We start from the raw sequence: 20511 nt of genomic DNA, 5'->3' as shown, positions 1-20511 counted from the left end.
TTTTTTTATTCCATCTCAAAAACATCACTCTCTTGTTTGTTTGGTAGAACCAATGAAAGCAAGATTCCGATAATAGCTGGCACTAGCCATGGAAGAGAGGCAGCTGCAAACGGAAGAGCATTGACGAGATTTGCTAGAAACTCAATCTTAAAAGAACTTCCAAGGACGCTTGCAAGAGCAATCGCTGTAACAAGCCCAATAGTTAACTGCATGCCCGGTTTTGATAGGGCGATAAACTTATTAACAATCACGATCATCACAATGGCGATGGTGATTGGGTACAAGATTACCAGTACTGGCACTGAGTACTTAATGATTGCATCAAGACCAAGATTTGCAATAGCAAACCCAATCAAGGTAAAGGCAGTGGCATAGACCTTGTAGCTGATTTGTGGGAAACGTCCGTTAAAGAACTCTGCTGTCGACACAATCAATCCAACTGTCGTTGTGAAGCAGGTTACAGTTACCATAACAGCAAGGAAGAGTTGAGCTGTTGAACCAAAGATTTCCTGAGTTGCTTGTGACAAGATATAAACACCTGGTGTTCCACCCTTCATCGCTTCTGCTGGTACTGGGAAATGATTTCCAAGGAATCCTAAACCGATATAAAGAGCGCTAAAGGCAAGAGCTACAACGATACCAACCACCCAAATAGTTGAAATGTATTCTTTCTTACTGGAGAATCCAAGTTGTTTCAAGGTTTGAACTGCAATCACACTAAAGGCAACTGAGGCAAGGGCATCCAAGGTATTATACCCTTCTAGGAAACCTGTCCCAAAAGCAGAGGATTGATAGGCTTCTGAGGCCGCTTGAGGGCTTGTTCCACCATATTTGAAGGCACCTAGTACAACCAAGATAACGATCAACAAGGCAAAGACTGGCGTTAAAACACGTCCGATTCGATCCAAGATTTTTGATGGATTAAGCGAAATCAGATAGGCTGCTGCAAAATACAACACAGTAAAGATAATCAATCCTAGGCCTTTATTTGCTTCAGACAAGAGGGGGCTAATCCCAACTTCATAAGCTGTTGTGGCAGTACGTGGAATGGCAAAGAAGGGACCAATCGATAGATAGAGGACTGCAAGATAAAGCGTCGCAAACCAAGGTGAGATTTTCTTAGAAATCTCGTGAATGTATCCTTTCGGGTTTAGTGTTCCAATAATGAGAGTCAAAACGGCGATACCGACGCCTGAAAAGACAAAACCTGCAATGGCAGGAAGAAAATGTTCTCCAGATAGGGCACCTAGAGAAGGCGGAAAAATCAAGTTCCCCGCACCAAAAAATATTCCAAACAGGAGCAAACCTGTTAGGGCACCTTTTTTAGCCATAAAGAATCTCCTTCATATTTCTAAAATACTGACCTAGTATATCACGAATAAGAGTATGAAAAAAGCATCACGAAGTAAATATTGAATGTTTTCAATATTTTTAAAAATAAGAATTATCTAAAAACAAAATCCCTTACTCAGTTGGAGCCGAGCAAGGGAAAACTAGGATCTATCGCCATATAGGTTTAAAGATTTTCAAAGGCCGTCATTCCACCTTGGACATTGATAACGTCATAACCCTTTTCAGCTAGAAATTGACAAGCACGCGCTGACCTCATCCCAGATTTACAAATGACATAATACAAGAGGTCCTTATCCAATCGATCAAAGATATCAGCTAATTGACCAAGTGGTAGGTTCTGAGCACCTTCTAAATGAAGCGCCTCGAACTCTTCTACTTCTCTCACGTCTAAGACTGAAAGGGACTCTTTCTGATAGAGCTGGTAAAATTCATCGAAGGCTATTTCTTTCATTCTTTTTCTCCTAATACTCTTCGAAAATCTCTTCAAACCACGTCAGCGTCGCCTTACCGTAGTTATGGTTACTGACTTCGTCAGTTCTATCCACAACCTCAAAACAGTGTTTTGAGCTGACTTCGTCAGTTTTATCTGCAACCTCAAAACAGTGTTTTGAGCTGACTTCGTCAGTTTTATCTGCAACCTCAAAGCTGTACTTTGAGCAGCCTGCGGCTAGCTTCCTAGTTTGCTCTTTGATTTTCATTGACTATAAAATCGTTTTAATTCTTTTTTTCAAATCTGGCACCACTTCTGACTCAAACCAAGGATTTTTAGCCATCCAGATTTGATTTCGTGGTGATGGGTGAACCAGAGGGAAAAATTCTGGTAGATAGTCTTTGTAGCGTTTTACCCGTTCTGTTACCTTGCCACTAATTTTCTCATGTAAATAATAGGCTTGGGCATATTGCCCAATCAAAAGTGTCAATTCAATATTTGGACATTCCTTGAGGAGTTGTGGGTGCCATTTTTCGGCAAAGCCTTTACGGGGGGGAAGGTCGCCCGATTTTCCATGTCCTGGGAAATAAAAATCCATGGGAATAACTGCAAACAAGCCCGAATTGTAAAAGGTATCTTCATCTACACCTAGCCACTCACGCAGACGATCACCACTCTTATCCTTCCAATAAATCCCAGCTTCTTGCGTTTTAACCCCCGGAGCTTGACCGACAATATTGATGCGAGCAGTTTTTGGCGCCGCAAAGAGAGGTTCGATTCCTCGTTCTGTGTAGCTGGCATTCTGCGGATCCGCCATAATAGCTTTCTTAATTCTTTCAATTTGAGACATCTGTTTTCCCTCCAAAAAGAAGTCCAAGCATAAAATCTCAGACTTCTATCGTTTTATTTGATCAATTCATAGATAGCTTCTGCATAGATTGCTGCTGCTCGGAAGAGATCGTCCAAGGCGATAAATTCATTGGCTTGGTGCATAGTGTCAATTGAGTCTGGGAACATCGCACCGTAGGCAACCCCACGTTCTAGCAAACGACCAAAGGTACCACCACCGATGACTTGTTCGTGACCTTGGAGACCAGTTTGTTTTTCATAGACATTCAACAAGGTTTGCACAAGTGGATCTTCCATCGGTACATAGTGAGGTGTATGACCATGGGCAGAGAGGCTAACAGAAGCAACTGGCAAGTTTTCAAGGATTGACTTGATTTGCTCTGGGCTTGTTCCTTTTGGATAACGGAAGTTGAGGGCAATGGTATTGTCAGCACTTGCTTCGTCAAAGCGGAAGACACCCGCATTCATAGAAAGGGCACCCATTTTTTCATCCACATGAGCAACCTTGAGATTTTCACCCTCATGGTCATTCAAGAGAATCTTACCAGCAATGTCGAGGTAGTCTTTGGCTGGTCCAGCAAAGTCAAATTGGCTGAGGAAGAATGCTAGGTAGGTCGCACCATTGACACCTGAAGCAGGCATAGCACCATGGGCAGATTTACCAATCACAGTCACCTTGTACTGACCGTTTTCTTCTTGGAGTTCTCCTCTGAGTTTGTGCTCTGCAACAAAGGCATCTAGTTTAGCTTGCAAGTCAGCTAAGACACCTGAAACGACTGCTGTTGCTGATTCAGGTACCATGTTTTCACGCAAACCACCTGTAAAGCTGTGAAGACGAGCAGCACCTGCATTTTCACCTGCAAAGTGAAGGTATTCTGTGATATTTCCTTTTTCACCATTGATGATAGGGAATTCAGCGTCTGGAGAGAAGCCAAAGTCTGGTTTTGCAAGTCCTACATGTTCAAAGTAGTAGTCCATATCTGCCCAGCCTGATTCTTCGTCTGTTCCGACGATGAAACGAACTTTTTTAGAAGTTGGAAGGCCCAATTCTTTGATGATTTTCAAGCCATAGTAACAAGCTGTTGTAGGCCCCTTGTCGTCTGAAGCCCCACGCGCATAAAGACGACCGTCTTTGATAGTTGGTGTGTAAGGATCTGTGTCCCAACCACTACCAGCTGGCACCACGTCCATGTGAGCAAAGATTCCGAGAACTTCTTCTCCTTCACCAAACTCAAAATGCCCTGCGTAGTTGTCGACATTCTTAGTTGGATAGCCGTCACGGTCTGCGATTTCAAGGAATTTTTCCAAGGCTTTTACTGGACCAGGTCCAAATGGATGCTGCGCATCTGCCTTGCTATCATCACGTTCTGAGTTGATTTCCAAAAGGCTAAACAAGTCAGCCAAGAGGTCTTCTTTGCGTTTTTCTACTTCTGCTGTAAAATCAATTGCTGTCATTTTTTCTTCTTTCTATCTTTTCTCAATGATTTCATCTACTGGCAAGCGGTAGCTTGGTTCCAATTTTTCGTCAGTGTAACCTACCGTAATCAAGAGTTCTGGGCGGAAGCGGTCTTCGATGTTCAAAACCTCATTGGCTTTTGATTTATCAAAACCAAGGATAATGTTTGAACCAATTCCCTGGTCTGTAAGAGCCAGAACCAAGTTCATAGCTACTAGTCCTGCATTAAGAGCCAAGTAGTCGCTGACTTGTTGTTCATTGTAACGCGCAAACTCGGCAGGCAAATTTTTCATAAAGTATTGAAGTTGCTCTTCTGAGAAATTCTTTGCACCACCAACACGGGCAATCTTGCGGGCACGTTTAGCAAGGTCCGTATCTGTAAACAAGGCAATGGTTACAGGTGCTGATGACACCTGCTCAAAGTTCGAACCGTATGCCAATTTTGCCAATTCAGCATTTTTCTCACGAACGACTACAAACTTCCATGGCTGGCTGTTATGGGCACTTGGGGCTAAGGTTGCGATTTCAATAGCCGTGCGTACATCTTTAGGGTCAACTGGCTTATCAATGAAATGCTTGGTCGCATGACGTTTTTTGTTTAATTCAAGAAATTTCATAATCGATTTCCTTTTCTAATTCTACTGCTTCTATTCTACCATATTTTGAAAGAGCTTGCAGATATTTTTCATAGAGTTAGTACTTCTTTCAAACTCTCTGCTATTTATTTTAAGCTCTTTAAGTAGGTATCGCTTTAGATTTGAAGCAATCAAAAAGCAGGTGATAACTCACCTACTTTCTCATATTATTGACCAGATGTGTATGGAGCAACTGCTTTATAAGCCGCTTCCAGCGCTTTCTTCATTGTGTCACGTCCAGTTTTCAACTGTTGAACAAATAGAGTACGCGTTTGTTCTGGCACTACTGTATCATCAGAACCAATACTTGAAAGACTTTCGTTAAATGACTCTCTTACAGTCTCCATAGACTTAAGTGCGGGTTCAACTTGGGCGTTATATGCTTCTTTTCCACTCTCTGGAATTTTTTCTCCAATTTCAACTGCATGCTTTTTATAATTGTCGACTAATTTACCAAAGACTTTCTTCACATCTCCAACAGTTTTAGCATTGTCAATTTCTTCATCGGTGATCAAAACAACCTCATTATTTTCTGTCTTTGAACTAGACGTTGTTGATGAGGTCTCTGAAGAAGAAGTTTGTTCTACAGAGCTTGAAGCCTTAGTCGAAGAATCAGACGTTGTTTTCCCTGAACATGCTACTAAAACAACAACAGATAAAAGAGCCATACTGGCTGTAATAATTTTCTTCATAATGTTCTCCTTTTTATTAAGAATTAAGTCCATTCTATAACAAAATAATTTCAATGTCAAACTTTAGCTGAGGCATCTTTTCTTCCTCATCGTCTAACTCTTTTCTAAGCGATTCGACTACAAACCTCACTTCAAATTAAGGGCGTCCATTTTGATTTCTCACTTTGCAAGAAATCAAAATAATTCTTTACCTCCTCTACATATCCATGTTTTTCGATTAAACTAGCCAAAAGTTCCAAATTGTGCCCCTGATAGTTATCTTCACGACGTAGTTCTTCATACATTTCGATAAAGGGAAGGCCCTGAGACTTAGCTAATTCTAACTCCGCTTCATAGTCATACGCAACTTTTCGGAATAGAATGTTTACCAATTCCCCATCTTCTACTTCTATCACGGCGTACTGGGCACGGTGATTTTTTAACGCCTCCCAATCAAAATAGGGCATGCCAATCGTACCTGGATTGATGATTTGTTGCCCTTGACTGCCGTAACGAAGTAACTGCTTATGAACATGACCATAGACTGCCACGTCGGTTTCCTCATCTAGGAGTTGGTCAAATTTATCTGTGTTATTCCCAACAGACAGGTCCCCACCATAGTTTTTTTCAGGTAAATTATGAGAGAGAGAAAAGCGCAGTCCGTCAACTTCTTTCTTTTCCAGCAAAGGCAAGCTTCGTAGCCAGACAATCGTTTCAGGATCCATTCGCTCCATCAAAAACTGGGTTAATCGCATGAGCTGGACTTCCTGTGGGTCTTCTAAGCCATATTGCCCATCTAAAGCATCAAGGACACAATCATCCCAGTTGCCTCGAACACTTGCCGTGATAGGAAGGTCCTTTAGCAGGGCGACCAAGTCATTTGCACCTGGACCAGGGAGGAAAATGTCTCCCAGAAGCCAGTATTCACTGGCTCCTTGAGTTTTAGCATCTGCAATCACTGCTTCTAAGGCAGTCGCATTTCCATGAATATCTGATAAAATTGCGATTTTATGGTTCATGTTGATTTCCTTTTTCTATTTCATCTAGCCAATTGTGAAACTCCCAACGAAGGGGAGCTTCCTTGCCTATTCTTTGTCTCAAATAACCTTGATATTGAAGATAGAAAGCGTAATCTCCCCAACTACTCCACACTTGAGAAGGTTTTGGGATACACAACTGTTTGTTCGCCCTCTCTAACACGATGTTGTCTATCGGTACGTGTAAAAAAGAAAAAACGGAGTCTAGGGTTACAGCTTCAAGCATATACAGATACTTGAACGTCATATTAATCCACTTTTGAGCATGACCATAAGTGAATCGAATCCCATTTGAACGATAGCAATCTATCAGAACATCACAAGTCCTATGATGCCAACTATCAAAATCAGTTTGACACAGCTTGTCCCGATTCAAGAGATTTAAAATCGCTTCTTTGATACACTTAGAAGCTCGATTTCTCATCTCCAAGCGCTGTTCATCTGGCATGCCATGAAATCGCAAGGTTCGATTAAAATCAAGATAGGCTCGAGTAGTTGCAGCTAAAAATAAATCTTTTGAATTCCCAAAGTAAGCAAATCGTAAAAAAAGGAGTATATCTCTGTCAATCTCAATCCTATTCATTTCTTCTACTTTCTATCTAGATACTTATTCTAATTCTTTTAATGGTTCCGCTACTTGAGCCCATTCCACTTCTTCCTGAGGGTTCAACTTTCTCTGAACAGCTTCTGCGACTGCCCTTGGCACACCAACTTCGACAATCTCATCCACACTGGCTTCCTTGATTTTAGTGAGGGACTTGAAATGCTTCATGAGATTCTGCTTGCGTTTAGGTCCCAATCCTTCAATTCCATCCAGTTGTGATGAAAAGGAATTTTTGGAGCGCAGTTGACGGTGGAAGGTGATGGCAAAACGGTGCACCTCATCCTGAATGCGTTGGAGGAGGAAAAATTCCTGAGAATTGCGAGACAACTCCACCACCTCAAGCGGATCTCCAAAGAGTAGCTCATGGGTTTGGTGCTTGTCATTCTTTTGCAGACCTGCAATTGGGATATCCAAACCTAGCTCTTCTTGGATGACTTGCTTTGCGATATTGACTTGACCTTGTCCCCCATCAATGACAATCAAATCAGGAGGAGTCAAACCGTCTCGTTGAACTCGACCATAACGTCTGCGAATAACTTCACGCATACTGGCATAATCGTCTGGACCAACAACCGTTTTTATCTTGTACTTTCGGTAGTCTTTTTTACTTGGTTTGCCATTGACAAAAACCACCATAGCTGAAACAGGACTGGTTCCCATGATATTAGAGTTATCGAAGGACTCGATGCGAACCGGAGTCGGGATTTGGAGCAAGCGTCCCAGATTTTCAATAGCTCCTTGGGTCTTTTCAACAGATTTTTCTAGCAGATTGAACTTCTGCTCCAGACTAACACGGGCATTCTTTATAGCCAAATTGACCAGTTGTTTTTTCTCACCACGTTGGGGCTTGAAAATCTTAGTATCCACCAAGGCCTTGACGGCTTCTTCATCAATATCCTGCGGAATCAGTACCTCATTGGGAACCAGGTGGGATTTTTCTTGATAGAATTGTCCCACATAGGTCAAAAAATCCTCATCCGGATCATTGTAGTAAGGGAAGAGATTGACATCTCGCTCAATGAGCTTGCCTTGACGGACAAAGAAAACCTGAACACACATCCAGCCTTTATCCACATAGTAGCCAAATACATCCCGATTTTGAAGATCCTTGGCCATAACCCGTTGCTTGGTCCGAAGCGTTCCGATAGCCTGAATCAGGTCACGGTATTCCGCCGCACGTTCAAACTCCATACTTTGAGCTGCCTTTGCCATCTTCCCCTTGAGGTCATCAATGATTTTATCATCCTGCCCTTTTAGGAAATCAGAAACCTCCTGAGCCATGGACTGGAAATAAGCCTCATCTTTTTTACAGATGGTATGGGCCACACATTGGCCGATGTGGTAATAAAAACAGACCTTAGACGGCGGATTGGTACACTTACGAAAAGGAAAAATCCGATCCAGCAACCGCTTGATTTCATTGGCTGCCCCTACATCTGGATAGGGGCCAAAGTAGAGTCCTCCGTCCTTTTTGACCTGACGGGTGATAATCAAGCGAGGATAACGCTCATTGGTGATTTTGATGAAGGGATAGGACTTGTCGTCCTTGAGCATGATATTGTATTTAGGCTTATTCTCCTTGATCAGGTTGATTTCTAGGAGAAGCGCCTCAATATTAGACTCAGTGACGATAAATTCAAAATCCACAATTTCAGACACCAAGGCCTCTGTCTTGGTATCGTGACTTCCACGGAAATAGGACCGCACGCGATTGCGCAGATTTTTAGCCTTTCCTACATAGATAATAGTGCCATTTTTATCCTTGTGAATGTAACAACCAGGGCTGGTTGGTAAGAGCTCTAGTTTTGATTTGATCAAGTTATTCATAGTTCCATTATAGCAAAAAGGCCGTGACAGGACGAACAAAAAGCCCCACCAACCGCTTAATGGAGGAGCTTTAATTTCTTTTCGGATTGCACCGACTTCATCTAGTCGCTACTGGTATAGAGTTCTTGAACAGCCGTCACATCCCGAGGCTGAATCCCATAGTAGGAACCTGCCGGCTGCATGACAGAAGTCTCGTTGGTGTGATCCAATCCGATGGCATGTCCCAGCTCGTGCTCCGCCGTGTGCACGATTCGTTCATAAGAGTAACCATAGTTTGGATTGGATAGATAATAGTGATTCAGGCGAACCGTTACAGATATAAATTGTTTGGTTAACAAATTGGTTTGACTCTCGGCTTGACCAGCTACAGCGGTCGATCCATCATTCATCTCACTTGCCACAATATCTGCCTGGCTAGGATCCGCAACCACCTCAAAGGTAAAGGATCCCGTTTGATTCCAGTTTTTTATAGCTTCTGCATAGGCACCTTGGAAGGTCTCATCCATTTGAGGTTCAATATAGATGCGAGCTGAGGCCTGAGCCCACTTGCCTTCTGCATGTTGGTGACTGTCTGTCTGAGACAAGACTTCCAGCGTTCCCGTCTCCTTCCATTGATTCCAGCCACCTTGACCTATCTTGCTCATTTTTTCAACCTGATTGACCGCAGAATGAAAATCACCAGTCAGGTACCAAAGCACTCCAAAGGCAATAAGCAGTAGAATGGCCACAGTCCAAACCAGACGCCAGAAGAAACGCCAAATTCCCAAAAGAAATCGGAAGAATAATCGAATAATCCAGAACATGACGCCCCACCTTTCATAAAAATAAGAACCTATCTTGAAATCACATTCTCCTTGATCAAGATAGATTCTCTATTTTACTGAAGAAAGCTGAAAGAAACCTAAAACTAAGATAAACGTTCTTCCAAGACAAAGTCAATTGGTAGAGTAGCTAAAAAACGTTCCAATTGTTTTTCCCAGTAGTACCACTCGTGCTTACCTGGACTATGACTATAGGTCACCTCAAAACCAAGATTTTTGAGGTTTTTCACTGCGAGGTTATTGGCAGAGTAAAGATAGTCTTGTTCCCCACACCAAGCCCATAGTTTGGTCTTTTTATCGGATCTTGCAGCCATGCTTTCAAGCGAATGAGGACTAGCTGTCCAGTCTTTAATCTCTCCAAAAACTCCTCGCCAGTAGGCAAGTGATCCCAAATCCTGACTTTCAGGAGAAAATTCTTGAAAACTGAGTGCACCGGAAAAACTAGCCGCACGAGAAAAACGATCGGTTGCGAGAGCCAGCTTGAAGGAACCATAGCCTCCCATGGAGAGACCTGCAATAAAGGTTTTTTCTCGCTTACTGGTCATATTGGGGAAGAAACGTTTCATGACTTGGGGGAGTTCTTCTGCTAGAGCAGTAAAGTAGTTAAAACCGTACTGGGTATCTGTGTACCAGCCATTGTTTGTATTGGGCATGATGACAATGAGATTGGTCCCACGCAACAAGCGTTCGACATTGGTACGTTTGAGCCAGCTATTTTGATTTCCTGACATTCCGTGCAAAAGGTAAAGCACAGGAATATCTGTGCAATCTGGTTCAGTCACTCGACTAGCATCTGGATAGAGTACGGTAACACCCCACTCCATATCCAAAACTTCAGAGTAATACTCAATATTCATAACTGCCATGATTTTCTCCTTTTACTATTTATAAGAAAAAGCCGAATTTCGACTTTTTCTGTAGGTATTCTGCTTATTATTTTGCTTCCATCACGACTGGCAAGATTGCTGGGCGACGCTTGGTTTGATCAAAGAGGTACTTGGTCAAATTGTCACGAACTTTGCCTTTGAGATCTGCCCAGTCAAAGTCATCCCCTTGAAGATACTCTTCTACCGTTTGGTTAATCAATTCTGAACTTTCACGGAGAATGTCACGACTTTTCTTAAGGTAGATAAATCCACGCGTATGAACACGAGCCTTAGCCACAATCTTCTTCTCACGACGGTTAACAGTGATAGCCACAATAAAGATCCCATCCTCTGACAAGACCTTACGGTCGCGAAGAACGACATTCCCAACATCTCCAATGGCATTTCCATCAATCATGACATCGCCTGCAGAAACTGCTCCAGCTGGGACGAAATCTCCATGTTCATAGGACATGATCGTTCCCTTTTTAGGGATGAAAATGCGCTCTGGCAACATTCCAACTGCCATGGCAGCCTTGGCATGCGCATCCAACTCACGGTACTCCCCTTGGACAGGGAAGAGATATTTCGGTTGCAAAAGATTGATCATCAACTGCAAATCACGCGCATTTCCGTGTCCTGATACTCGCAAACTCTGGGTAATGAGTTTTACCACACCACCAGCTTGGTAAATCATATTTTCAACGCGAGCCACAACTGCTTCTTTGGCGGTGGATGGAGTTGTTACAATATAAACCAAGTCCCCATCCTTGATTTCTACATAACGGTGGCGCCCAACAGACATCTTGCGAAGCCCATTGATGGGTTCACCCATACGACCTGTCTCTAGGATAATCAACTCATGGTCTTCAAAACGAGACATTTCTTTTGGTTTAATCAAAAGGCTTTCATTAGCTAGAGATAATTTTTTGAGACGAATCGCTGTACGAACGATATTTTCAACATCAAATCCAGTCAAAACGACTCGGCGGCCAGTCTCCGCAGCCGCATCAAAAACCTGCTGGATACGAGAAAGGTTGCTGGCAACCGCGGCAACGATGATACGGCCGTCCCAGTCAGCGATGGTTTGGGTAATTTCATCCCCAACTTCACTCTCGCTCGCCACCTGGATATTGCTGTCTGCATTCGCAGAATCACTGAGAAGTGCCAAGACACCGTCACGGCCGATTTCGGCTAAACGCGCAAAATCCGTCGCATAGGATTCACTAGCCGTCTGGTCAAATTTGAAGTCGCCTGTGTAAACAATGTTCCCTTTTGGTGTTTTTAACACAACTCCCAGGCTTTCCGGGATGGAGTGAGTCGTACGGAAGAAGGAAACCACAGTCCCTCCAAAGTCAATCTCCGTATCTTCATCAATCACATGGAAGTCATTGAATTTCTTAACCGTATCATTTCCTTTGACAAAGAGTTTCGCCAACTCGATGGTCAACTCAGAGCCAAACACAGGCACCTTAGCCTCTGCCAAAAGATAAGGCAGGGCACCAATGGCATCCGCATGCCCGTGAGTCAAGAAGACCCCTGCGATACGGTCGCTATTTTCAAAAAGGTAGTCCATGTTTGGAATGACGACATCAACCCCTAGTTGTTCATTTTCAGGGTATTTAAGCCCTGCATCCAAAACAAAGATAGATTCATCGATTTCAGCGATGTACATATTTTTCCCATTTTCTCGTACACCACCTAGTGTTGTTAAACTGATATTACTCATTTTCCCTCCGAAACTTAATTATCTTGATTATAGGGTAGGTTTACCCTCTTATTCTAAAAGTTCTAAAACTTTCAGCCGAATCTTTTCCTACCATTATACCATTTTTTTGATGATTTTCAAAACGAAGATTTGTTTTCAAAAAAGAGCTGGTTACCCAACTCTTTCCTAACTTCTACTATTTCTCCATTAAAAAGTCATATATTTCTTGCACGGTACCCAGCGCCATCATTTCTTGGTCTTTAACGGTCTGTTTGAGATTTTGGTAAATCTGACTTTCAGCAATTTCCCTTTTCGGCGCTTCTTTATTGACTGTCATGACACCATCTTTGATCGTCACAAAGCCCAGTTCCTCAAATACTTGGATCATCTTGACCAGCAAGATTTGTTGGATATTGAGATAAGTTGCCAAATCTTTGAGCTTGTAGCGAATATCAAACTCTGGGAACTGGTAAATGGTCTTGTACAATTTGGCAAACTGTTCCCTAGTCCCATAACCTGTCAGATAGTAGGCCTTATCGATGTCGTTTTTGAAATAGACAGCTGAGAAATCCTGTTCCTGAAAAATGGTCTTCAGCAAGGTAATATCCTCGGGAATGGTTTTCACAACCACAGCATCACTATTCGCTAGATCTGGCAACTCTCCAGAGAAATCCAAAACTGGAACCCCTTCTGGCAAGACTGCATTCTTCCCACGAATGTTAAAGAGTTGAACACCCTCCACACGCGCATCCACCATCATCAACTGGAGAGCAGTTTGGCCATTCCATTGATTGACAGACAAGGTGACTGCCAACTCTAGATTCTTGGTTTGAGCAAACTCTGTCGCCCACCTACCTTGACCAAAGGCTACCACTTCAAAATTCGTCTCACCCTTGGAAATTTTTAGTTTGAGGTGGGCATTGCCTGCTCCCATAGTACGGGCACTTTCGACATGAAAATCCTTGATATAAAAGACAGGTTTCTGATTATCCATTCCAAAGGGTGCCAAGCATTCAAAGCTTTTAACCGTTTCTAAACTAAGAGTCTCCAAATCCAGCTCTTCATCTAGATTTAACTTGTTCTTGCCACCAGCATCTGCACCTTTTTCACGGACATAGTCTTCCAAAACCTGAGATAAATCTGAGAGTTTCTCCACTTCCAGCGTCATTCCAGCTGCACCAGCATGGCCGCCAAAGGCGATAAAGAGGTCGCGATGGGGATCCAAGGCTTCAAAAATATCGACCACTTCCACACTACGAGCGCTACCCTTGGCACGACCATCTTCTATATTGAGAACGATAACTGTCTGCCCTAGTTCTTCCAGCAAGCGCCCAGCCACGATACCCAGAACGCCAGGATTCCAGCCTTCCTTGGCCAAAACCTGGACCTTCTTCTCAGGATCCACCATGGTCTTAGCTTCTTCATAGATTGACTGAACGATTTCCTTGCGCTCTTCGTTTTTCTGATGAATCATGAGGGCAATCTCATGTGCTTCCTCGTCGTCAAACCCAGTCAACAAATCAATGGCAGGATTGGGATCATCCAAGCGCCCCAAGGCATTTAAACGAGGGGCAATCTGGAAACCAACCGTTTCTTCTGTTACTTCATTAGCAGCAATCCCAGCCATATCCAGCATTTCTTGTAGGCCAATACGCTGAGTATGCCCCAGCATTTCCAGACCATATTGAACCATGATACGGTTTTCATCTGTCAAGCTCACCATATCTGCAATGGTACCGATAGCGACCAAATCAAGCAATTCCACTTGCACTTCTTCTAAAAGGGCGCAAGCCAGCTTGAAAGCCACTCCACAACCAGCTAAACATTTGAAGGGATAGTCCGCATCTGGATGCTCAGGGTGAACAATCGCATAGGCATCAGGAAGGGTTTCCGGCATAGAATGGTGGTCAGTCACAATAACATCCACTCCCATAGACTGGGCCAATTCAATAGCCTCGTGACCAGCAACTCCATTATCCACTGTCACAATCAAGGAAATTCCCTCTTGCTCGATAAAGTATTTATAGACACTGGCATTGGGACCATAGCCATCGGTAAAACGATTGGGCAGGTAAACACGGCACTCGGCGCCAAGCTGTTCCAAACTTTCCTTCACAATCGAAGCTGAAGTCATACCATCCGCATCATAGTCTCCATAGACGAGAATATTCTCCCCTTCTTCAATAGCCTGACGAATCCTTTTCACTGCCTTGTCCATATCATGGAGCAGATAGGGGTCATGCAAGTCCTCTAAAGAAGGTTCTAAAAACTTCTTTAAACTTTCCTCATCCTGAATCCCTCTCTCAAACAATAACCGAGCCACCTCAGGGCCCAGTCCAGCCTTCTTGGCTATCTTTGTAAAATCCGCATCTTCAACCTGCGGGGCAAACTGCCATTCATAAGTAGGAGTTATCAAAAAAACATCCACTCTTTCTAAGAATTCTATCGTTTCATTATAACATGATTTAGGCTTTTTCTCTATTCAGATTGCTTTGTACAAAAATTTTACTAACTTTTTTCTGATATTATTTGACAAGACAAATCTTTTGGTGTAGAATCATGTTATAAAATCTAACACAAAGGAGATCTCTCATGGCTTTAGTAGAATTTAAAAACGTCGAAAAATATTACGGAGACTACCACGCACTCCGCGACATCAATCTCCGTTTTGAAAAAGGACAAGTCGTTGTCCTGCTTGGACCTTCTGGTTCTGGAAAGTCCACTCTTATCCGTACGATCAATGGTTTAGAGGCTGTTGACAAAGGAAGTCTCCTAGTAAATGGACATCAAGTAGCAGGTGCCAGTCAGAAGGATTTAGTTCCTCTTCGTAAGGAAGTCGGCATGGTTTTCCAACATTTTAACCTTTATCCACACAAAACAGTGTTAGAAAACGTAACACTCGCACCCGTTAAAGTTCTAGGAATTGATAAAAAAGAAGCTGAAAAAACAGCCCAAAAATATCTGGAATTTGTAAATATGTGGGACAAGAAAGATTCCTATCCAGCCATGCTATCTGGTGGACAAAAACAACGGATTGCCATTGCACGCGGACTCGCTATGCATCCAGAGCTACTTCTCTTTGATGAGCCAACATCTGCTCTTGATCCTGAGACTATCGGAGATGTTCTAGCAGTTATGCAAAAACTGGCGCATGACGGGATGAATATGATCATCGTTACCCACGAAATGGGCTTTGCTCGAGAGGTTGCGGACCGCATCATCTTTATGGCAGACGGAGAAGTTTTGGTGGATACGACAGATGTCGATGACTTTTTTGACAACCCAAGCGAACCTCGTGCCCAACAATTCCTCAGCAAAATTATCAACCACGAAAGTGACAAAGTCAAATAAGGAGGCGCCTATGAAAAAGAAATTCTTTTTATCCGCATTATTGATTAGTCTTTTCAGCCTTGCTGCTGCCAAACCAGTCCAGGCTGATACTAGCGTCGCAGACATTCAAAAAAGAGGCGAACTAGTTGTCGGTGTCAAACAAGACGTTCCGAATTTTGGCTACAAGGATCCCAAGACAGGGACTTATTCTGGTATCGAAACGGACCTTGCCAAGATGATTGCAGACGAACTCAAGGTCAAGGTTCGCTACGTTCCAGTTACCGCTCAAACCCGAGGACCACTACTAGACAATGAACAGGTCGACATGGATATCGCAACCTTCACCATCACAGACGAACGTAAAAAACTATACAACTTCACCAGTCCCTACTATACGGATGCTTCTGGTTTTTTGGTCAATAAATCCGCCAACATCAAAAGCATTGAGGACCTAAACGGAAAAACGATTGGGGTTGCCCAAGGCTCCATCACCCAGCGCTTGATTACTGAACTGGGCAAAAAGAAAGGTCTAACCTTTAAATTCGTCGAACTTGGTTCCTATCCAGAATTGATTACTTCCCTTCACGCTCACCGTATTGATGCCTTTTCCGTGGACCGCTCTATCCTGTCTGGCTACACCAGTAAACGAACAGAATTGCTAGATGATAGTTTTAAACCATCTGACTACGGTATTGTTACCAAGAAATCAAACACCGAGCTCAACGATTATCTTGATAGCTTGGTCACTAAATGGAGCAAGGATGGTAGTTTGCAGAAGCTCTATGACCGTTACAAACTTAAACCATCTAGCCATACCGCAGATTAAGGAGGACACCCCATGACAGATTTATCATCTTGGACAGCCTATTTTCAGGATTTTGGACAATTTTTCAATGGTTTCCTCTTCACCCTTGCCCTAGCAATCGGATCCTTTATCCTCGCCATGGTTTTGGGCATCTTCTTTGGAGCCATGTCAACCAGCAAACGCCCAGTCTTGCGCGTTTTGGCTCGTATTTTTGTCGAATTTTATCAAAACACTCCCCTATTGGTGCAGTTTGTCATCGTTTTTTATGGCCTACCTCTTATCAGTGACCATACCATCATGATTCCGATTTATTGGACAGCTGTTCTCTGCGTGGGACTCTATCACGGCGCTTATATCGCTGAGGTTATTCGTTCAGGGATTCAGTCTATTCCTAGTGGTCAGATGGAGGCCGCCTTGTCGCAAGGTTTTACCTATATCAGTGCCATGCGCTTGATTATCTTGCCTCAGGCTTTCCGCATCATTCTCCCACCTTTGACCAATCAAATCGTTAACCTCATCAAGAATACCTCTACAGTTGCCATCATCTCTGGAGTGGACTTGATGTTTGTGACTAAGTCTTGGTCGGCTCTCAACGGAAACTACATCCCAGCCTTTTTAGGTGCTGCTCTTCTCTACTTTGCCCTATGCTTCCCTGTTGCCCAGTTTGGCCGCAAGATGGAGCAAGCCAACAAAAAAGCCTATTCACTTTAGGAGGTTACTATGGAATCTATTTTAGAAGTTTTGACCCCAGATAACCTAGTCTTTATCTTTAAAGGATTCGGCTTGACCCTCTACATTTCTCTGATTGCTATCGTCCTCTCGACCCTTATCGGAACAGTACTAGCCGTCATGAGAAATGGGAAAAATCCTGTCTTACGGATCATCTCCAGCATTTATATCGAGTTTGTACGTAACGTTCCCAACCTTCTCTGGATTTTCACCATCTTTTTGGTGTTTAAGATGAAGTCCACGCCAGCTGGTATTACAGCCTTTACCCTCTTTACCTCAGCAGCCCTGGCTGAGATTATCCGAGGCGGCCTCAATGCCGTGGACAAGGGCCAGCATGAAGCAGGAATGTCGCAAGGATTCACCTCTGCGCAAATCCTCTACTACATCATTCTCCCACAAGCGATCCGTAAAATGCTGCCAGCTATCATTTCTCAGTTTGTAACTGTGATTAAGGATACCAGCCTTCTCTACTCTGTTATCGCTCTACAGGAACTCTTTGGCGCCAGCCAAATTCTCATGGGACGCTATTTCGAACCAGAGCAGGTCTTCAGTCTTTATATCCTGATTGCCTTGATTTACTTTATCTTTAACTTTGCCATTTCTAGCCTGTCTCATAAGCTAGCAAAACGTTGGCAACAAGCCGCAGAATAAAAACGAAATGTGAACTCAAAACAAGGGTTCACATTTTTTTCTATAGATGGAAAAGAGTAACTTAATGCTATGCAAACGTTTTACTTTTTGGTAAAATGACTTTAAAACCATAAAACAAGGAGAAAAATCATGATCCACGAACTTTGCAAAGAATTCTCTCAACTGGAACAAGTAGAAGCTATTGCTCTTGGTGGTTCTCGTGCAGGACAAGCCTACGATCAAAACTCTGACTATGACGTTTATGTCTATCTCAACTCTCCTATTGATGAGGCGACTCGCCTAAAAATTTTGAGTGAATACTGCTCCTATATGGAAATTGGAAATCAGTTTTGGGAGTTAGAGGATGACTGCGTACTAAACAACGGTATCGAAATCGAGTTGATTTATCGTTCACTGGAGTCGTTTGAACAAGAATTGAACTCAACCGTTTTTCAACACAAAGCTCAAAATGCCTATACAACTTGCATGTGGCATAATCTACTCCACAGCAAGATTTTATACGACCCGAATGGACACTATGCTTCGCTCCAAAGAACCTGCCAGATTCCCTATCCACAGGAACTCAAAAAGCATATCATTGAAAGGCAACTCCTTTTACTAGAACAAGCCATGCCTGCCTTCTCTCACCAAATAGAAAAAGCTATCAAACGCCAAGATCTTCTCAGTATGAATCACCGCTCAAGTGAATTTTTTGCTTCCTACTTTGACTTGTTGTTTGCGCTCAATGAGCAAACCCATCCTGGTGAAAAACGGATGCTGGAGTACGCAAAGGCCCATTGTACTCTCCTCCCTAAGCAATTTGAAGAAACTATTCGCAAGTATTTCCAACTACTCTATCAACCACAACAAGGAGAACAAGCGATCGTAACCTTGCAAACTATCCTGAAGGAACTAAAAGCCATTTTGCCATAGACCAAAAAGAAAATGTGAACCTCTGTTGCTGTTCACATTTTTATTTGTCGTTGACTGTAAAATTCTAGTCTACTCATATTCAGTTGCCTATTTTTGACTCTCTCTAAAAATCTGCAACTAGGTTAGAAATTGTTCAATTGATTGACGAGCAATCATGAAACCGTTCCAAAAACCGCACTCACAATCACTTACCCTGCTCTTTCATTACTAGTGACAATTTTTCCCTTAGGGTTACTACAAGATTTTTTAGAGATTCTAACAAGAATTACAATATGAATTTTACATATTACCATAGAACACCTCTATAGGAGAAAATCAGAGCTAAAATTAATAAAATATAGAAGGCGAGAAAAAGCCATCTCATCTTCACACATAGAGCAATGTATTCTCTGATAAAGGCCGATGGGATATAGTAGGCGGCTGTACGGCAACCAAGACCATCTCCCTTCATCCCAATACGGCGAGCATAGGTACTGGTACGAAAAACATGGTAATCATTGGTCACAAAGAGAAAACGTGGACTGGCCACCAGCTTCTCTCCCATTTCTTTTGAGAAGAGAAGATTCTCATAGGTCGTCGTTGAGTCTTCCTCTAGGAGAATCGCTTCTCTCGGAACATCCGTCTCTTCCAGCAAATAATTACAAATTACCTGAGCTTCGGAAATCTTCTCATCCCCACCTTGACCACCACTTGCGATGATTTTAACATTGGGATTGAGAGACTGGTGATAGGCTTCTACTGCCTTGTCAATGCGACTCTTCAGTAAGGGAGTGACTTTTTCTCCATTCAACAAGCCTGCTCCGTGAATGATGATAAAATCATAATATTTTTTCTTAGGAATGAAAAGATACAGAATGGAATAAAGCAGAAATCCTGCAAAGGCAAAACCAAAAATCAAATACGAATAAATCAAAAAGAAAAAGATAATATTCACTAGATGATTGGTGTAAAACAAGCCCTTGGTATCGCTCACTCGAATCGCCATGATCACAAAAAAGAATAGAATCACGCAGCCTAATCCTAGAGACAAATAATTTGCCTTGGATTTTCCTTCTTTTTTCAATAACACAAATCCATTATAAATAAGGAAAAAACCACTTAGAAAAACTAAAAGAGGCAGCAGGAGAAAAATCCCTGCAAAGAAAACCATGTGCACTTCTTTCTGCCCAGCTTCGTAAAAAAGATTGGCAATAGACATATAAGAAAAGAGTAAAGACAAAAGCAAGAGAGCTGGATTCCAGAGACTGCGATTGTCCCTTAAAAACGAAACGAGAAAAAGTAGGACAAAAAATCCTGTGATAAAGTACATAGTCTCCTCCTTTAATGACTACATTGTACCATAATTATGGCAATAGAAAAAGAGGAGCCTAGCCCTCTTATTATTTTACAATTCTTGCTTCTGCATCTGCCACAACCTGAGCCAGACTTGTCTGACGCAGTTGGTTTTCCATAGCTGCTTGAACATCAAACAACTTTTGGTCCAAGACTGCATGGATATTCGCACCAATTGGGCAATTAGGATTTGGATTGTCATGGAAACTAAAGAGCTTACCAGATTTTCCTAAACATTCGACTGCCTGATAAACATCAAAAAGGCTAATATCTTGGAGGTCTTTGATAATTTCGGTACCACCCGTCCCACGCGCAACTGAAATCAATCCTGCTTTTTTGAGTTGCGACAAAGTCTTACGGATAATGACTGGATTAACTCCAACGCTAGCTGCGAGAAAATCACTGGTCACCTTACTTTCCTGGCCCTTGATAGCAATGATAATTAGCATATGGATCGCAATGGTAAATCGACTTGAAATTTGCATTTTGTTCCCC

General features: G+C 42.7%; 21 protein-coding genes. 5 read left to right on the top strand and 16 right to left on the bottom strand.

All coding sequences use genetic code 11. The annotated features are described in order from the left end of the window. Window positions 1-5 precede the first annotated feature (5 nt). The 14 genes from brnQ to recJ form a co-directional block, all read right to left on the bottom strand. Complete coding sequence (gene brnQ, locus PG086_RS02665) at window positions 6-1331, bottom strand: branched-chain amino acid transport system II carrier protein (RefSeq protein WP_270747715.1); 1326 nt, start codon at window positions 1329-1331, stop codon at window positions 6-8. Between the two features lie 185 nt (window positions 1332-1516). Then, on the bottom strand, window positions 1517-1804 hold the full coding sequence (locus tag PG086_RS02660; RefSeq protein WP_109289732.1) for a rhodanese-like domain-containing protein: 288 nt from the start codon (window positions 1802-1804) through the stop codon (window positions 1517-1519). A gap of 10 nt (window positions 1805-1814) precedes the next feature. Then, complete coding sequence (locus PG086_RS02655; RefSeq protein ID WP_109289731.1) at window positions 1815-2051, bottom strand: hypothetical protein; 237 nt, start codon at window positions 2049-2051, stop codon at window positions 1815-1817. 3 nt (window positions 2052-2054) lie between these two features. After that, a complete protein-coding gene (locus PG086_RS02650; RefSeq protein WP_270747711.1) occupies window positions 2055-2633 on the bottom strand; it encodes a uracil-DNA glycosylase family protein in 579 nt (192 codons plus the stop codon). A 53-nt stretch (window positions 2634-2686) separates the two neighbouring features. After that, window positions 2687-4087 (bottom strand): dipeptidase PepV, encoded by a 1401-nt coding sequence (gene pepV / locus PG086_RS02645; RefSeq protein ID WP_033583477.1) that lies wholly within the window; start codon window positions 4085-4087, stop codon window positions 2687-2689. Window positions 4088-4099: 12 nt separating this feature from the next. Next, entirely contained in the window at window positions 4100-4705 is a 606-nt protein-coding gene (locus tag PG086_RS02640; RefSeq protein WP_270747709.1) for a nitroreductase family protein, read from the bottom strand. A 185-nt stretch (window positions 4706-4890) separates the two neighbouring features. Next, window positions 4891-5415 (bottom strand): hypothetical protein, encoded by a 525-nt coding sequence (locus PG086_RS02635; RefSeq protein WP_270747708.1) that lies wholly within the window; start codon window positions 5413-5415, stop codon window positions 4891-4893. 131 nt (window positions 5416-5546) lie between these two features. After that, on the bottom strand, window positions 5547-6413 hold the full coding sequence (locus PG086_RS02630; protein WP_270747707.1) for a metallophosphoesterase family protein: 867 nt from the start codon (window positions 6411-6413) through the stop codon (window positions 5547-5549). After that, the gene (locus tag PG086_RS02625; RefSeq protein WP_270747706.1) at window positions 6403-7014 is read right to left on the bottom strand and encodes a hypothetical protein; all 612 of its coding nucleotides are present in this window, start codon (window positions 7012-7014) and stop codon (window positions 6403-6405) included. Before PG086_RS02625 ends, PG086_RS02630 begins: the two co-directional genes overlap by 11 nt. A gap of 24 nt (window positions 7015-7038) precedes the next feature. Further along, window positions 7039-8862 carry an excinuclease ABC subunit UvrC gene (uvrC, locus tag PG086_RS02620; protein ID WP_270747704.1) on the bottom strand — a complete coding sequence of 608 codons (1824 nt, stop codon included), beginning with the start codon at window positions 8860-8862 and terminating at the stop codon, window positions 7039-7041. 101 nt (window positions 8863-8963) lie between these two features. Further along, entirely contained in the window at window positions 8964-9665 is a 702-nt protein-coding gene (locus PG086_RS02615) for a M57 family metalloprotease (protein ID WP_033583472.1), read from the bottom strand. Window positions 9666-9769: 104 nt separating this feature from the next. Beyond that, window positions 9770-10549: an alpha/beta hydrolase gene (locus PG086_RS02610; RefSeq protein ID WP_270747700.1), complete on the bottom strand. Its 780-nt coding sequence runs from the start codon at window positions 10547-10549 to the stop codon at window positions 9770-9772. Window positions 10550-10616: 67 nt separating this feature from the next. Further along, the gene (locus PG086_RS02605; protein WP_270747697.1) at window positions 10617-12278 is read right to left on the bottom strand and encodes a ribonuclease J; all 1662 of its coding nucleotides are present in this window, start codon (window positions 12276-12278) and stop codon (window positions 10617-10619) included. A 175-nt stretch (window positions 12279-12453) separates the two neighbouring features. Further along, window positions 12454-14673: a single-stranded-DNA-specific exonuclease RecJ gene (recJ, locus tag PG086_RS02600; RefSeq protein WP_270747694.1), complete on the bottom strand. Its 2220-nt coding sequence runs from the start codon at window positions 14671-14673 to the stop codon at window positions 12454-12456. Between the two features lie 176 nt (window positions 14674-14849). Here recJ and PG086_RS02595 point away from each other — a divergent pair, with 176 nt between their 5' ends. From PG086_RS02595 to PG086_RS02575, 5 genes are all read left to right on the top strand, one after another. Then, window positions 14850-15608 carry an amino acid ABC transporter ATP-binding protein gene (locus PG086_RS02595; protein ID WP_045617531.1) on the top strand — a complete coding sequence of 253 codons (759 nt, stop codon included), beginning with the start codon at window positions 14850-14852 and terminating at the stop codon, window positions 15606-15608. Between the two features lie 10 nt (window positions 15609-15618). Next, entirely contained in the window at window positions 15619-16413 is a 795-nt protein-coding gene (locus PG086_RS02590; protein WP_247941673.1) for a transporter substrate-binding domain-containing protein, read from the top strand. 12 nt (window positions 16414-16425) lie between these two features. Continuing rightward, window positions 16426-17103 (top strand): amino acid ABC transporter permease, encoded by a 678-nt coding sequence (locus tag PG086_RS02585; RefSeq protein ID WP_084917987.1) that lies wholly within the window; start codon window positions 16426-16428, stop codon window positions 17101-17103. A gap of 9 nt (window positions 17104-17112) precedes the next feature. Next, entirely contained in the window at window positions 17113-17772 is a 660-nt protein-coding gene (locus PG086_RS02580) for an amino acid ABC transporter permease (protein WP_000443888.1), read from the top strand. Window positions 17773-17901: 129 nt separating this feature from the next. Continuing rightward, complete coding sequence (locus tag PG086_RS02575) at window positions 17902-18684, top strand: DUF4037 domain-containing protein (RefSeq protein WP_247941674.1); 783 nt, start codon at window positions 17902-17904, stop codon at window positions 18682-18684. A gap of 286 nt (window positions 18685-18970) precedes the next feature. Here the strand turns inward: PG086_RS02575 and PG086_RS02570 are convergent, their stop codons facing one another. Continuing rightward, entirely contained in the window at window positions 18971-19993 is a 1023-nt protein-coding gene (locus PG086_RS02570) for a YdcF family protein (protein ID WP_270747688.1), read from the bottom strand. Between the two features lie 70 nt (window positions 19994-20063). After that, a complete protein-coding gene (locus PG086_RS02565; protein ID WP_270747687.1) occupies window positions 20064-20501 on the bottom strand; it encodes an Rrf2 family transcriptional regulator in 438 nt (145 codons plus the stop codon). Window positions 20502-20511: the final 10 nt, after the last annotated feature.

Source organism: Streptococcus halitosis (genome assembly GCF_027691175.1).
Taxonomy (GTDB): Bacteria; Bacillota; Bacilli; order Lactobacillales; family Streptococcaceae; genus Streptococcus; species Streptococcus halitosis_A.
Note: the sequence above shows the minus strand (reverse complement) of the source record. Positions and strands in the feature narration are given on the sequence as shown.